Here is a 14,619-nt window from a genome sequence, read left to right on the forward strand (position 1 = left end):
ACGCATAAGAATGGAAAAGCGTCCAAGTATCTTTTTCATCAAACTGATACCAACATTCCGTTGATTTAAATAAACGACTCACATTGTGATGTTCTACCATAACTCCCTTCGGATTCCCTGTTGATCCCGAAGTATAGATCACATAAGCGAGATGTTGGGGACTTACATCAGAAATCGGTAAAGCAGTACTTTCTTTCTCAATCTCAACCTGATCTCGATCAAGGCAAATCGATTTAATATTCTCTGGTAACCATTTCGATTCTTTTAAACTCTCTTGCGTTACGACTAACTGAATGCTCGCATCCTCTAAAATATACTGAAGTCGCTGCTCTGGATATGTTGGATCAAGTGGAACATAAGCTCCACCAGCCTTCAGAATCCCCAAAATACCTACAATCATTTCAAGAGAACGTTCAACACAAAGCCCAACCAATGAATCAGGTCCTACTCCCTTTTTCTGTAGATAGTGAGCTAACTGATTCGCACGTTCATTAAGCTCACTATAGGTAAGCCCCTCCTTTTCATACACAACTGCAATGGCATTGGGATAAATCGTCGCTTGCTGCTCAAACAACTCATGGATGGTTGCTTGAGGTGGAAAGTCAAGCTTAGGATCGTTGAACTCTACTAGACTTTTTCTTTTATCTTCTTCTGAAATGATTTCGATCTCAGCAACCTTCTGCTTCGGATTTTTAAATGTGTTTTCCATTAATGCTAGCATGGTGTTAAAAAAGCGAATTATCTCTTCTTTGGAAAATAGCTCTTCACGATAATCAACATGTACTTGTAAAGAGTCTATATCAGTCAAATTTTCGATATGTACTGCAAAGTCTTGCACCTCTTCACGATTTGGAATCCAAAGAGAGTCACCACTTTCAGCACGTTCTCTATAATCAATCGTAGTTCCAAAAAGTCGAACATTACTGTTATTCTCTTTATTAATCTGCTTTAATAACAAATCAAATGGATATTTCTGATGTCGTAATGATTTACTTTGTTTTCTAGACACTCGACCAATAAATGAGAGTACTTCTTCTTCAGGATCGATATCCATTCTTAGAGGAACTGTACTCACCATCATTCCAATTAATTCCCGCTCCATTTTAGTCATACGATTGCCGTAAGCCATTCCCAAGGCAATATCAAGCGATGAGGTCCATCGATACATCGACAACGAAAGCGCAGCAACAAAAAAAGTATATACACTAAATTTGTAATCTTCAGAAAATTTTTCTATCTTTTTCTTCAAATGTTCCGATAATGTAAACGTCTCACGTGATGCTCTCGTACTAACTTGGTAAGCATCATAGGGTTTCAATCCCGTCACGGATGGAAGTGTATTGAATTCCTCTAACCAAAAGTTTTGATCCTTTTGAAAACGACTGCTGTTCAAGTATGTCTGTTCATTGACTAGAAACTGAACATATGAGTTCCTAGGTATGCTCACATCTGTCTCACTATGAAACTTATGATAATATTTAGCAATCTGACTAGTAAAAATTTGGATTGATAAACCATCCATGATAATGTGATGGACATTGCCAAAGACGGCACACTCATTATCGCTTAATTTTATTAAAGCGAAATAGTATAAATCAGAATCAAATAACGTAAACGTCTCTTGCGCCTTCTGCTCAATCCATTTTTCCAGCAAATCTGAATCTCTCTCGGAACTGAAATCAAAGAAGTCAAATTCTCGTTCTTGATGTTTAACAAAATATTGCTCAGGTTCCTGATGTCCATGTTCTTTCAGCCTGATACACAAACCATCGTTTTCACTAATAACACGATTCATGGCTCGATTTAATAATGAATAATCCATTTTTCGATGGATCTTGAACAAGAATTTTAGATTACATATACCTTTACCTGAATAAATAACTTCTGTATACCATATTCTCCTCTGTGGATGACTTAAAAGATAACGCTCCTCATTGGACATAAAGAAATCTCCCTTCAAAGATTAGTTACTTTTATGTGTTCGTTTTCATGTTTAACCCAAAAATATTTTTGTAATGAAACCCCAATTACTCCAATGATGATGAGCCCAATACCTACATAAAGATAGAGTTGAATTACTCCGAAAAGGTGAACTAGTGGTCCGCTCATAGCTGGAGAAATGATGAGGACTGCATTTGCTAAACTGCTTTGAATTCCAAACACTCTTCCGACCTGTTCTTGATGAGATTCTATTTGCAGAATGACTTGATTGGATACAAGCATAAGTCCACTTCCAATACCAGCGATAAAACTAATCAGATAGCCAAAAATAAGGGATGTACCGGGACTTACCAGACTTATCAGACTAATTCCACCAAAGCCAATTCCCATTAAAGCAATGCCCCCACATACTACCCAACCGTATTGAAAATGTTTTATTTTTTGTGTTAAGAATGCACCAAGTATTCCCCCAATACCAATAATAGAAATGATATATCCCATTTTACTCTTATCATTTGGGAACAAACTCTTAAATAAAGTAGGGAACTGCGAGTCTACTAATTGTAATACTGCCATACCTATTGTAAAGAAAATCATGGTTGATAATATCATCCGATTGGATAATACATAACTCCAACCTTGTAACCAAGCAGTCCAAGTGCTTTGCTGTTGCTTTTCTATATATTCTCTTGACAGAGATTCCTTAAACCTTATTGTGGGCAATAAAACCAAAGCAGCTAGTAAACTACATATTGCCCTTATTACAAGACAAAACTCTGGCTGAAACCAGCTCAGTAACACTCCACCTATAAGCGGACCCACTATCTTGGTTCCTTGCTCAACTATACCGTTGATACTTACCGCTTTGGTAAGCAAATCAGGGGATACAATTTGTCGTGTTAGTGTTTGCTGTGCAGGATAATAGAAAACGGTAAAAATGGATCGAATCATTAAAGCTAACAAAAGCCAATGAATATTTTGGACAAATAAAAGAACAATTGTTAATAGACCAACCATTAGATTACTAAACATCATAATTGGAATTTTTCTAAAGCGATCAGCAATCACACCTGCCCATGAACTAAATAAAATTCCAGGAAGTGCATACGCAACGGGAATCAATCCAATCATGGTAGGGTCTACTTCCCATTCAAAACCAACAATGGTCATAATGGCTAACATATCAATAAATACTCCGAGCATAATCAGTGAATACGCAGAGAAAACTTGTAAATAAATTGTATTTCCCCATAGACTTTTTGAGTCGGTAGTTTTCATAAAAACGATCTCCTTAAGTTTACTAAAATGGATGTTTTTGCGTACATGGGCCCTTTATTGGATATAATTAATCACTCTAAATATTTTTATTTAAACTTTAATACAATTCAAACTTCAATTAATCATAAAGTTCATTATCTTTTTTCGCTCTACTAAATCAAATACATTTATCTCTTCATCTCTTGTTTTTTCAAGTTCTTTCATTTTCTGTTCTTGCTCTGAAATAATCTCCCTTACAAATAAACGAAAGCGAATTAGAAAATCTCTATTCATGTTGTCATTTCCTGCAACATTAAACAACGGGAATAGTTCATTAATCAATTCATGTTCATATAATTCTCTTTGATTTTCCTCTTCTACAAGATTCACCTTCACTCGATGAAAATAATGATTTAATAGTTCTGTAACTTTATTATTTACAGTAGTTTGAACATCCAATCCACATCCCCTTTTCAGAATTTTCTACACTTTACACCCCACATACTATCACACAAAATTTCCTCCTACTATCATCATAAGGTTGAAATAATCAAATTAGAAAATTCAGATAAAAATACATCAATAGACCCATTTTATTTACTACCGTCATTAAAATATCCTACTTATCAATAAGACTACTAAGCTATTTTTATATAATGATTGATAGATTTTTATTAAATAAAAAATTCAAATAAGTTTACACTATGCCCAACTTCTGTCATTTGAATCGATTTAAGTTCCCTCCTATTCACATTGTATTTTTTGTTACTTGTTTACTTCTTTATAATACCCAAATAATGTAAATATCGGATTAATCCAATGTTAAGCATTCGTAAATATAAGCAATATAATATTATGCCATCGAGATGCTATTTTGAATATTCCGTAAAAAAGCACCTAATATGTGGCAAAATCAATCAACCAACCAATCATCATACATACCCTCACCTTAAGAGATTTTAATACCCTTAAATACAAAAAGGCGTCATCCTTTCTAATAACCTTGTTTAGAAAGAATAACGTTTTTGTACAATTGAGGGTAGTTGATATTCTTAAGTTGATGGGCATATGACGGTACCCCAAATGATTTCAAGTTTCCATTATTTGCGCAATCCGTCACTCCGCAATCTGGCCAAATACATAAAGATAGAGTAACAAAACAAAAGCCAAAGTTAGACACATTACTTTTTTAAGCTATTGTTTTAGAATAAAGTTTGTTCAAATTAATGCAAATAACCTTGAAAAACGAACAAAAAGAAAGAGCCTGTTTAAAAAAAGATTTGAGTTTCGATTTTATAAAAAAGTTTGTTCATTTTTCACCTTAGATCTTCCGCAATAGCGCCCAATTGTTAAAAAACATGAAGGTGTTATATCGACAATAGTTATCCTGAGAACATGACAAATAATTAAAGCACGGAAAAATTTCCCGTGCTTTTCCAAACATATATTTTATTTCGGAAGTTTTAGTTGCCATGAGACACCGAACCGATGGTGTACTTACCCTAACTGGCGTTTAAATGCTTTACTGGCGAAGAAGTAAGCGATGACCATAATGCCGACGCACCAAGCAAGCGCGATCCAGATACCGTTGCCAACAGACCCTTCATACAAGAGGGAACGAATCGCATTCACGATTGAAGTCACGGGCTGGTTCTCAGCGAACGCACGGACAATTTTAGGCATAGTTTCGGTAGGAACAAAGGCCGAACTGATAAACGGCAGGAAAATCAGCGGGTACGAGTAGGCCGTCGCCCCTTCCATAGACCTCGCTGTCAACCCGGGAATGACAGCAAGCCATGTCAGCGCCAGCGTAAACATCCCGAGTATCCCAGCTACCGCGAGCCAATCCAGGATATCAGCGCTGGAACGGAAGCCCATCAAGAGGGCGACGAGGATAACCACCACGATAGTAAGCGCATTGGAAACAAGCGAGGTCAACACGTGAGCCCACAATACCGACGAGCGCTTGATGGGCATGGTAATGAAACGCGCCATCAGCCCGCTCTTTACATCCGTAAACAGCCGCAGTGAAGTGTAAGCGACGCCGGATGCGATAGCCATCAGTAAGATTCCCGGCAATAAATAATTGACGTAGTTGTCCGTGCCTGTCTCTATGGCGCCGCCAAATACGTAGACAAACAGCAGCATCATCATAATCGGCGTAATCGCTACCGTAATAATCGTATCCGGGCTGCGCATAATGTTGCGCATTAAACGCCCTAGTAACACCCCTGTTTTGCTTTTCATTTATATCTCCTCCTTTTTACTGATGATTGCGAGGAAAATTTCCTCCAATGTCGGCTGCTTCTCGATATACTCCACTTTTGCTGGCGGGAACATCTCTTTGAGTTCAGTAAGGGTACCAGTCGTGATAATTTTTCCGCCATGCAGGATAGCGATACGGTCCGCCAGTTGTTCGGCTTCCTCCAGGTACTGGGTTGTCAGCAAGATGGTTGTGCCGCCGCCGGCAAGCTCCTTGACAGTATCCCATACTTCAATCCGCGCTTCGGGATCAAGCCCTGTTGTCGGTTCGTCGAGAAAAATGACCGCTGGCGTCCCGATCAGGCTCATGGCGATGTCAAGCCGGCGCTTCATCCCGCCTGAATACTGGTCTGCCCTGCGGTTGGCCGCATCGGTCAGGCTAAATCTTGCAAGCAGATTATCAGCGACTTGAGCGGGATTGGAAACTCCACGCAACTTGGCAATCATCATCAGGTTTTCTCGCCCGGTGAGCATACCGTCTAAAGCTGCGAACTGTCCTGTCAGACTGATGCTCTGGCGAACATAATCCGGTTGACGCTGTACGTCAAAGCCGCAAATACCTACTTCGCCGCCATCTGGCTTCATCAGCGTCGAGAGGATGTTGACCGTCGTCGTCTTGCCCGCTCCATTTGAGCCCAGCAATGCGAAAATGGAGCCACGCTGCACCTCAAAATCCACCCCATTTAAGACCTCCTTGTCTTTAAAAGATTTTTTTAACCCTTTTACAGAAATCGCTGCATTGCTCATACTTTTTTCCTCCTTATAAAAAATGTTTTGCGAAGCTAGATTGCCTACACTCTCCTATTTAGTCTTACTGATAATCCGTATTACTTAGTACCAAATTAAAAATATAACTGAATAGCGATGGCGGCAATTCACATTTGTAATCAGCTAATCAGTCGGTATTATCTATTGCATTTATTTTTTTCTCAATCGATTCATGATACTCTGATTCAAATCTTCACGATACTTGGAGACATAGGTTTTAGCGTTTGCCACTAGTTCGTCAGCAAAGGACGCCACGTCCTCCCCAGTGATTTCCAGCACTTGTCTGCCTTCCGCCGCACCGGCTTCGAACAACTCGATTAATTCATACTGTATGTGTAGCATATCCATCCCGTTGCCCGCTGAGAAATTCCACATGTAGTTTCGAATTTTCTTAAATACAAACTGGTAGTCCTCTGGCAGGGCTCCAACCCGTGCCATCATCATTTTGTACTCTTTTTTATCACCAATCATTTTTTTGAACATTTCCATCATGTTATTTTTCCTCCTTTTTTATAAAGCTGAACAAGACACTCCAAAAATATCGGACGTAATATCTTATGAAGCTAGATTGACTTCAAGACGTTAATTTTTGATGATACAAAATCCCATTTTTTCCAAAACAATTCAAGTTCCTGGCGGCCAGCCTCATTAAGTGAGTAAAACTTGCGGGGCGGCCCCATATCTGACGGTTTCTTTTCTATGTTCACAAGTTTTTTCTTTTCTAATCGCACGAGGATGGTATAGACCGTCCCTTCCACGACTTCGGTAAAGCCAAGCTCGTTCAGGCGGCGGGTAATCTCGTAGCCATAGGTTTCATGGCGGCTGATGATTTCCAGCACGCAGCCTTCCAGCGAACCCTTCAGCATTTCAGTTAAATTTTCCATGTTTAGATCCTCCTCTATTTTGTCTGACTTATATTCAGTACAACAGAGTACTAAGGTGAATTTTTACTAAATAGCTTTTGGGAAATCACTCTATTCAGTATTACTTATTACATGTATATTGTATCACCGAGTAGAAAGTGTCAACTATTTTTCTTAATTTTTTTTGCAACCTAACTATTCAGTGGTGTCAGTATCAAGTGTGACTTACTACAGGAAAATCGTAACACGTAGTAGATATGCCGTCAACTGGATTTTCTAAATATTTTTAAAACCAGCTATTCTCATTGTCATGTTAGGTTAACATAACTTCTCATTATAGGCATATTAAAAGGATCTTCTGATTGAAGATCCTTTTAGCTTTAGCAGTTTGTTCAATTAAAGCGCCCGTTAGCTGAATAAGTTCCTTATTCAGAGGAAAATCATACCACCATTATGTAATAAACAGCGGCACCCTTTAAATGCTGCTTATCAAGGAGACCAGCTTATTCACAAAAAAACTTTTGAAAGTAAATGGATGAGAGATTTACATAAACAAATCGAAAGGAAAGATCAAGAAAACAAGGAGGAGCTTTCATTTAATATTGATAATAATGCACTAATTTTTGAATCTGTAATTAATAACATACTTTCTTTAGTAACTTCCATGAGAAATGACAGGAGCAATTCTAACTATTTATTAGTTTGTTTAGGAGTATTTTAGCTACCCTTAATGAAGAAGGCAAAAATGTGATATTAAACATAGTGAAAGAAGAACTAGCTAACTAACTTCAATACAACTAACACGCAGGTATAAAAAATTCATAAATTGTAGGAACCGTTCCACAACTATTCATATTATGTAATTACTGTATACCAAAATCCCCTTTATTGGTATGACCGAATAAGATATCTAAACTAAATTATATCAATCACTAATAATTGTCTTCTTTTTATCATACTCAATTTCAAACTTAATAATCTTCTCTATTATTAAGTTTAAAATACTCATTATCTTCTCTTTCCTCAATGTACCATCGTAATTCTCTTTTCAATGCTGGAGTCAATTGAATACGCTTCTGCTTTCCTGTTTTCTTTTCTCTCATTGAAATATGACTACCTTTTAAGTCTCCTACCTTCAATTTGAAAATATCGCTAATACGTAATCCTGTATTAATTCCCATTACCAAAAGAATATAATTACGCTCATTCTTTTCCTTGAGGTGCTCTTTAATTTGTTGTATTTGATCTGGATCACGAATAGGTTGAACAAAATTCATAGATCCTCCCCTCCATACTGACTTTCTACCTCATACACTTCTAACCTAAGAGCAAAAGCTAGCTAGACTTATTACGTCTATCTGTATACTCACTCATGCCACTCTCGTTATAAACCATGTAGTCAAATACTTCTTCATCTTCTACATAACGCTTTATAATAATGTCTCTCTGATTCTTACTAAAACGACTTAACGTCTTATCAATCTGAAAAGATAGACGTTTTTATCTTTCCTCTCGCTTACTCAATTCCAAATTGGCCAAAGCAACTTCTTCAGCTAGTTTACCTACCATTTTTGTTGGGCCATAATATCTTATTTCACAAGAAGCTGTAACCCTCATTTCTGATCATCCCAAACTGTCTATAAATACGAACGTCTTCAAGAATCTTTTCTAAGCGAGCATGCGTTGCTTTACGATCAATCTTTGGCAAGAAAGTTAATTGATTCATACATAAACACTCCTTGTCTATTTTATTAATAAAATATAAAAAAGCGAACACCAAACTACAGAGCAATATTGCTAACGCTCTTTATAGTTCAATGTCCGCCGGTTCTTCCAGTAGGACTAAATATTCGAGTTCCCTGCACTTCGACATCTATTATATCCTTCGATACATTTAAGATTCAAACATCTTACCATTAATATTTATATATAACTTCTATAGAAAATATCCACTAAATTTCAACTTACAAATAGTATATTGACCCTATTGTTCTTCATATAAATAATAATTTCTATCCTCTGGTAGATGCAAAATAATTATTTTTCTATTACCTTTTTGAAATTCTATAGTATGACCATTTTCACCAAGATATTTCCATCCCTTAGCTTTGTTTATAGGAATAATACTATAATATCTATAAACATTCGGTTTATCCTCTTTAATATAAATGGCTGACATCGGTACAGGAAAATCGTCAATCTTAGAATCTTTATTAGATGTAAAAAGAAATATTAAGCCACCTAACACCGATAGACATACCAAGATAATTATATTTTTTCTTTTAACCCCTTTCATAATAATCACTCCCTTACTTCAACTGTCGAGAATGCCGTGCCGTATTCCTCATTATTTAACATAACCATGATTAAGTTTGGTTAGCTTTTCATTGATGTCAAAAATTCTTACCCTAATATCTTTAACACCAAACGATTGAAGTCTGTTTCTATGCATTTCAGCATATTTTTCAGCATCTTGTTTTTCTTCAAATACATAGATACCTCCAGCTTCTTTTGTGTCTTGATTCTCTGTCCATATTTTCCAATGGAACCCTTCTTCTTCGTTAATACTATTTGCTAAATCCCAAAATGCTTTTGCCATCTCTTCACCAAAAGGACCTTCAAACGGAAAATCAACTTGTAATAGATATGCCATTTTCAATCACTCCCATTTTCAATATTTCTCAATGTAAAGTTCACCAAAAAATTTTTTAATTTGCTAGCTACCAGATAAAAGCTCCCTTTGTACAAAGGATTTTAATTCATTTTTCGGTGTTGGATACATTTCTTCAATTTCTTTTGAGAACCGTCACGCTCCTTTTTCGAGAAACGTTGCTAGTGTAGAGGCTGGGTGCTCTTGGATATTTTTCACATTTTGTAAAACTTGTTTTAATCCTATAATATAATTTTCTAACGATACAGCATTTTTAAGACCTAAAGTTATTTTTTGATACACGGATTTTTCAGGTGCCTAGCAAAATAAAATTTCGAAAGTCTTCTCGGCCTTCAAAATCAATAGTAGTATCATATTATTCTCAACATAATCGCAACAAATTCGCAACATTTTTCATGGACAACAGCACACTTTCTCAACGCATTTAATATCATAATATTAAATATCAAAGCGAGGTGCTCAAAATGACTTGGTTAATCATCTTAGGGTTCATTCTATTATTAAATATAAGTGGTATAAAATCTTATGGTATTCATGTTATTTTTAAGGTATATTCAGATACAAAAGCTAAGCCAGGTTGGTCTTTTTCAAATAAGATAGATTTTCAAACGTTAAAAGGTTTATTAAAAAAGAAAAATTTAAATAATCTCAAAAACATTACACTCGGTGAACTCTTTATTCCTGTAGATTTACTTAATAGATTATTAGGTAAAACACTAATTTTCCTCATTTTATTTTTTTACTCACAGTATTTTGGTTAAATACATTATCAGTTAGTTTCATATATCATTAGATACATGAAACTAACGAAACAAAAAACCGCCTATATAGGCGGTTCTCTTTTACGCTTCCAATTTTGCTACCATTTCATCCAATACATTGTCCTTCAGGTACAAAAACGCTGATTCCTCTTCACTCGTCATTCCTCGATGATTATGTATACCGTCCAGCAATAACCACTCCGCATCCCCTACGATGTGTCTATAACGCATCTTGTCTTCCTCGTAAACTAACATCATCAGCATCTCTTCGGTACTAGCTATTGCCAGTTGTCTTTCGAACTGATCTACATAAAACACCGAAATGGTATCACTCACTCGGTAGATTTCGAATTCGTATGTATGCTTACCTTGTTTGACCTCCACGTTATACCACATTAACTCCTGTCCGCCTGACATTGATATTTCGTATAAGTTCGAATGTGTTTGCACCATTATTAAGCCCCCCTTTTACGTTTGTTTTTCGCCTTACATGTAAAATTTTAATAGATAGATATTAACGGAGTGTAAAGTGGGTGTGAAGTCTCGATTAAACAAAAAACACCTCCCTTTACGAGGTACTCTATCGCACATAGCATGTACGGTAGGTAAATATACAAGTGAAATGAAATAAATTTCCATCTATTGTATTATGCGTAATTTATAAGTAAAGGAATGTGATTATTCGTGAGCTTAAATAACGGAAGAAATTGTAACCATACTGCGATTTCTTGTTCAGTTCCTGGTTCCGTTTCCGTTCCGGAAAATGCGAGCAATATCACGATTATGGAGCTACGAGTTCCCACCGAAGCAGTAGCAGGACAAAGAGCACGCGTTCAACTAGATGCAACAATCGGTACAGAAATTTTTGCCGTTCCAGGAGATGAAGTTACTTTTAGTGTCGATGCCATTACGTATCAGCTATTCCGTAATGATGTACCACTTACAGATATACTTGTATCCGGAAACTATAGAACTAATACGGGTGACGAGACGCTCTATACCTTTAATTCTACGTTTTCGTGGGTGGATTTACCGGGAGACACGGTATTTCCACCAGACCCGATACATTACCGAATTGTAGCGAATGTAGGGGATTATTTTCATGTAGCAAGAGCTCAGGTTAGAAATCGTGAGTTTGTTGGTGTGGTTCATCCTGTAGATCCTATACTTCCGTCTGATTCTATTTAAAACGGACTAAGCGCGCTATGTAATAAATAAAATCGACTCCGATTACTGAACTGCACCCCAATCGTTAGACACAATTAACAATTTGGGTGCAGTTCAGTACAAATCCGGTTTCTTTTTCGTTATAATAGACCTAGCATTTTAAATTATAAACACAAGACCTCTACAGTCGGAATATCCGCTTGGGCCCACTTTAGCTCTAATAAATTAACCCATTTGAGTTCTGCATGTTCAAGTGCTTTAGGCACACCGGACTCTATGTATGCTTTATATGTAGTTAGATGAACAATAATATTCTCATACTCATGCTCAACTTCTTCTATTTTTTCACCTACAGTAATAAAACAACCTAGCTCTTCTTTAATCTCACGTAATAGTGCTTCTTCCGGCGCTTCTCCTTCATCAATTTTCCCACCAGGAAATTCCCAATAGTTAGGTAATAACATTGTAGGAGAACGTAATGCACATAGTATTTCATTTTGTTCATTGAATATTACTGCTCCAACAACCGATACTTTTTTCTTCATCGCTAATCACTTCCTTGATATCGTTTCATTCTTTTGCGTTATCTCATCTTCCCGTTTTATTCTGCTCTAGCTTTTTCTTTAATTTCGCAACATCTTCATTTTTATTTAACACATGTAACTTGCGATGACAATTTGCACATACTCCAACAGTGTTATAAATCGAGTCTTCCCCACCATCCGATAGCCATTTTACATGATGAGCTTCTAAATATGGATTCCCTTATTTATCTTTGAAAGGAGCGTGCTGTTCGCACAATTCACATATACCCTGTGCACGCCTCTTAGCCAACTCAGCTACATATTCATTACGCTGATATGTTTTCGTTTTTTGTAAATCGTTTGTTACTAATAGATATTACCTTTGTAGCACGGTCCTTTAGTTCTTCATAATTTAATCCTCTTGCTTTTTTCATTTCTTGCTCTTGTCGAATCTGAACAATATTCTTAGGAAGTACTACATTCTTAGCCAATAACTGGATTGGAAAAACCCATACTTTTCTATTGATTCCTTGCGTATCCTCCTGAATCTCTTGAAAAGATTGCTCTATAAGCTTTACTTGCCTGCCCCATAAAGATATGTTTATCTGTTTCAAACGCTTCAAATAAATAAACGCCTACTCCATTTTCATTAGAATCATGTTGAGTCTTGTTTTGATTTCCTTCTAGAACTTAATCCCCTTCTTTCCCCATTCCCGTGTAATATAGTATATCTTCATTCCAACGATCATCGTAAATACCTTTTGTATGATCAGAAAATAATACTAATGTATTTGCTCTTTTAGATTTCCTCATTCCCCCCATATTTCCACATTTGAATCTCTTAGAAATTTCGTTATTATTCTAGATTTGACCGATTACAGATGTTCCAAACGAGAAAGTTCACTACGGTGCGACAGCGCTCCCACTTTTAGGAGGGGCGTGTCAATAAACACAACTTTTGGTTATTTGTTGCTTTAAAAATAAAACTGTTAGACAAATGTTGAGAAATATAGAAACTTAATTTCCATTACATTTTATTCCTGCTATCATTATTTATAAGAATATTTGAAAAAGGAGGGGTTTTCATGAATGTCAAAGTTAAGGGGAATGAACAAATTAAAGAACTATTAAATAATTGGTATCAAGAAATACGTTCACGTAATATAAATAATGCCCATTGTTTAAAAGAAGAAATTGATACTCTTATTCCCAATAAAAAGGCAGACTCAAGCTTATTACTCTACTATTACCTGCTAGATTTCGGATATAACTATTTAGTAGATAATTTGAGTATTTCAAAAAATAGTTTTGATAAAATTGAATCCTTTGATATGCCAACTGATAATTCCCTAGCTTACTACTATCATTTTTATAAAGCCATTCATTCTAACGCAATCGGTAATTATAATCTTGCTAAAGAGCACTATGATAAAGCTGAAGTATTACTTAATCACATCTCTGATGAACTTGAACAAGCTGAATTTTACTATAATTTAGCAACATATCATTATCATATTTACCAAGCACTCTTAGCCATAAAGTATGGGACGAAAGCTAGAGATATATTTTCTGAACACACTGGTTATGAACTCAAAACAGCTTATTGCGATAATTTATTAGGTTTAGCTTGTACACATTTAAGAGAATTTGAACTTGCTGAAGAACATTTTATTACGGCAATGGGGACATTCCAAAAGCAAGAAAATGAAAAAGCAATCTTATTAGTTCGTCATAATTTGGGTTTAATGTATGCCAGTCAAAATATTTCTAGTTCAGCAATTCGATATTTATCAGAAGTTGTTGAGAAGAAGCCTCATCATTACAAAGCAATTTTTGTTAAAGCAAAAGAACATGTCAAACTAAAAGAAGAAGAAATTGCATCCCAACTCATTGAAAAAGGGTTAACCATCTGCAATGACTTAGGTAACAAAGAGTATCAATATCGCTTTACAATCCTAAGAGAAATGAACAAAAAATCTCCTGCTGAAAAACTAGAAAAAGGAGTACTAGCAGGAATGGACTACTTTAAAACAGAAAGATTATGGGAGTACGTTCAAGAATATACCGAGGCATTAGCAGTTCAGTTTCATAACGAAGGAAATTTTGAACAAGGAAGCAAATATTTCTATTTAAGTTATGAAGCTAAAAAAGAAATTTTTAAAAAGGAGGCGTTAAAGTGAAAAAAGTATTATTAGGAATGCTGTTGATTACATTTCTAGCAGTAAGCACACATACTTCAGTTGGAACTCAAACAGTTACTAATCTTATACAAAGTTTAGCCGACGGTGATACAGGTTGAATTATTAACAAAAAAGAACGCAATCCCAAAATGAACTGTACCCTATAAAATGGACAGTTTAATAAAAAGACCTTTAAAAATTAGGCACTTAAAAGATGGTTCCGGT

Annotated in this window: 17 protein-coding genes and 3 pseudogenes; 4 read left to right on the forward strand and 16 right to left on the reverse strand. The window is 36.0% G+C overall.

Annotation, left to right across the window (positions count from 1 at the left end; genetic code table 11):
• The 11 genes and pseudogenes from JDS96_RS27510 to JDS96_RS27560 form a co-directional block, all read right to left on the reverse strand.
• The coding region (locus tag JDS96_RS27510) for a condensation domain-containing protein (RefSeq protein ID WP_199668684.1) at positions 1-1,942 on the reverse strand (1,942 nt) is incomplete at its 3' end.
• 14 nt (positions 1,943-1,956) lie between these two features.
• Positions 1,957-3,219, reverse strand: a complete 1,263-nt coding sequence (locus JDS96_RS27515) for an MFS transporter (protein WP_003209780.1) — start codon at positions 3,217-3,219, stop codon at positions 1,957-1,959.
• 114 nt (positions 3,220-3,333) lie between these two features.
• On the reverse strand, positions 3,334-3,657 hold the full coding sequence (locus tag JDS96_RS27520; protein WP_006097453.1) for a hypothetical protein: 324 nt from the start codon (positions 3,655-3,657) through the stop codon (positions 3,334-3,336).
• 1,038 nt (positions 3,658-4,695) lie between these two features.
• Positions 4,696-5,445 carry an ABC transporter permease gene (locus JDS96_RS27525; protein ID WP_199668685.1) on the reverse strand — a complete coding sequence of 250 codons (750 nt, stop codon included), beginning with the start codon at positions 5,443-5,445 and terminating at the stop codon, positions 4,696-4,698.
• A complete protein-coding gene (locus JDS96_RS27530) occupies positions 5,446-6,207 on the reverse strand; it encodes an ABC transporter ATP-binding protein (RefSeq protein ID WP_098136245.1) in 762 nt (253 codons plus the stop codon).
• 171 nt (positions 6,208-6,378) lie between these two features.
• A complete protein-coding gene (locus JDS96_RS27535; RefSeq protein ID WP_199668686.1) occupies positions 6,379-6,720 on the reverse strand; it encodes a DUF1048 domain-containing protein in 342 nt (113 codons plus the stop codon).
• Positions 6,721-6,791: 71 nt separating this feature from the next.
• Positions 6,792-7,112, reverse strand: a complete 321-nt coding sequence (locus JDS96_RS27540) for a PadR family transcriptional regulator (RefSeq protein WP_016131412.1) — start codon at positions 7,110-7,112, stop codon at positions 6,792-6,794.
• Positions 7,113-8,092: 980 nt separating this feature from the next.
• Positions 8,093-8,368 (reverse strand): annotated as a pseudogene (locus JDS96_RS27545) (tyrosine-type recombinase/integrase); the annotation flags it as partial.
• Positions 8,365-8,817 (reverse strand): annotated as a pseudogene (locus tag JDS96_RS32535) (ArpU family phage packaging/lysis transcriptional regulator). The pseudogenes JDS96_RS27545 and JDS96_RS32535, both read right to left, overlap by 4 nt.
• Before the next feature lie 258 nt (positions 8,818-9,075).
• Positions 9,076-9,387 (reverse strand): hypothetical protein, encoded by a 312-nt coding sequence (locus JDS96_RS27555; protein WP_033799306.1) that lies wholly within the window; start codon positions 9,385-9,387, stop codon positions 9,076-9,078.
• A 51-nt stretch (positions 9,388-9,438) separates the two neighbouring features.
• Positions 9,439-9,744, reverse strand: a complete 306-nt coding sequence (locus tag JDS96_RS27560; protein WP_003203177.1) for a monooxygenase — start codon at positions 9,742-9,744, stop codon at positions 9,439-9,441.
• 482 nt (positions 9,745-10,226) lie between these two features.
• Between JDS96_RS27560 and JDS96_RS27565 the strand changes: the two genes are divergently transcribed.
• Complete coding sequence (locus tag JDS96_RS27565; RefSeq protein WP_199668687.1) at positions 10,227-10,523, forward strand: hypothetical protein; 297 nt, start codon at positions 10,227-10,229, stop codon at positions 10,521-10,523.
• An 81-nt stretch (positions 10,524-10,604) separates the two neighbouring features.
• On the opposite strand, the gene JDS96_RS27570 is transcribed toward JDS96_RS27565, so the two are convergent.
• A complete protein-coding gene (locus JDS96_RS27570) occupies positions 10,605-10,976 on the reverse strand; it encodes a hypothetical protein (RefSeq protein ID WP_199668688.1) in 372 nt (123 codons plus the stop codon).
• 231 nt (positions 10,977-11,207) lie between these two features.
• Between JDS96_RS27570 and JDS96_RS27575 the strand changes: the two genes are divergently transcribed.
• A complete protein-coding gene (locus JDS96_RS27575) occupies positions 11,208-11,711 on the forward strand; it encodes a hypothetical protein (protein ID WP_199668689.1) in 504 nt (167 codons plus the stop codon).
• Between the two features lie 143 nt (positions 11,712-11,854).
• On the opposite strand, the gene JDS96_RS27580 is transcribed toward JDS96_RS27575, so the two are convergent.
• The 4 genes and pseudogenes from JDS96_RS27580 to JDS96_RS32545 form a co-directional block, all read right to left on the reverse strand.
• A complete protein-coding gene (locus tag JDS96_RS27580) occupies positions 11,855-12,235 on the reverse strand; it encodes a (deoxy)nucleoside triphosphate pyrophosphohydrolase (RefSeq protein WP_199668690.1) in 381 nt (126 codons plus the stop codon).
• A gap of 43 nt (positions 12,236-12,278) precedes the next feature.
• Positions 12,279-12,401: pseudogene (locus tag JDS96_RS33140) on the reverse strand (HNH endonuclease); the annotation flags it as partial.
• Positions 12,402-12,540: 139 nt separating this feature from the next.
• Positions 12,541-12,837: a restriction endonuclease gene (locus tag JDS96_RS32540; protein ID WP_242480003.1), complete on the reverse strand. Its 297-nt coding sequence runs from the start codon at positions 12,835-12,837 to the stop codon at positions 12,541-12,543.
• A gap of 67 nt (positions 12,838-12,904) precedes the next feature.
• Complete coding sequence (locus tag JDS96_RS32545; protein ID WP_029427407.1) at positions 12,905-13,027, reverse strand: hypothetical protein; 123 nt, start codon at positions 13,025-13,027, stop codon at positions 12,905-12,907.
• A 272-nt stretch (positions 13,028-13,299) separates the two neighbouring features.
• On the opposite strand from JDS96_RS32545, the gene JDS96_RS27590 reads away from it, so the two are divergent.
• Positions 13,300-14,394: a response regulator aspartate phosphatase gene (locus JDS96_RS27590; protein WP_199668691.1), complete on the forward strand. Its 1,095-nt coding sequence runs from the start codon at positions 13,300-13,302 to the stop codon at positions 14,392-14,394.
• Entirely contained in the window at positions 14,391-14,513 is a 123-nt protein-coding gene (locus JDS96_RS32915; RefSeq protein ID WP_018768008.1) for a hypothetical protein, read from the forward strand. The genes JDS96_RS27590 and JDS96_RS32915 overlap by 4 nt, the downstream gene beginning before the upstream one ends.
• Positions 14,514-14,619: the final 106 nt, after the last annotated feature.

It is taken from the genome of Bacillus cereus group sp. N21, assembly GCF_016483395.1.
Lineage (GTDB): Bacteria > Bacillota > Bacilli > Bacillales > Bacillaceae_G > Bacillus_A > Bacillus_A pseudomycoides.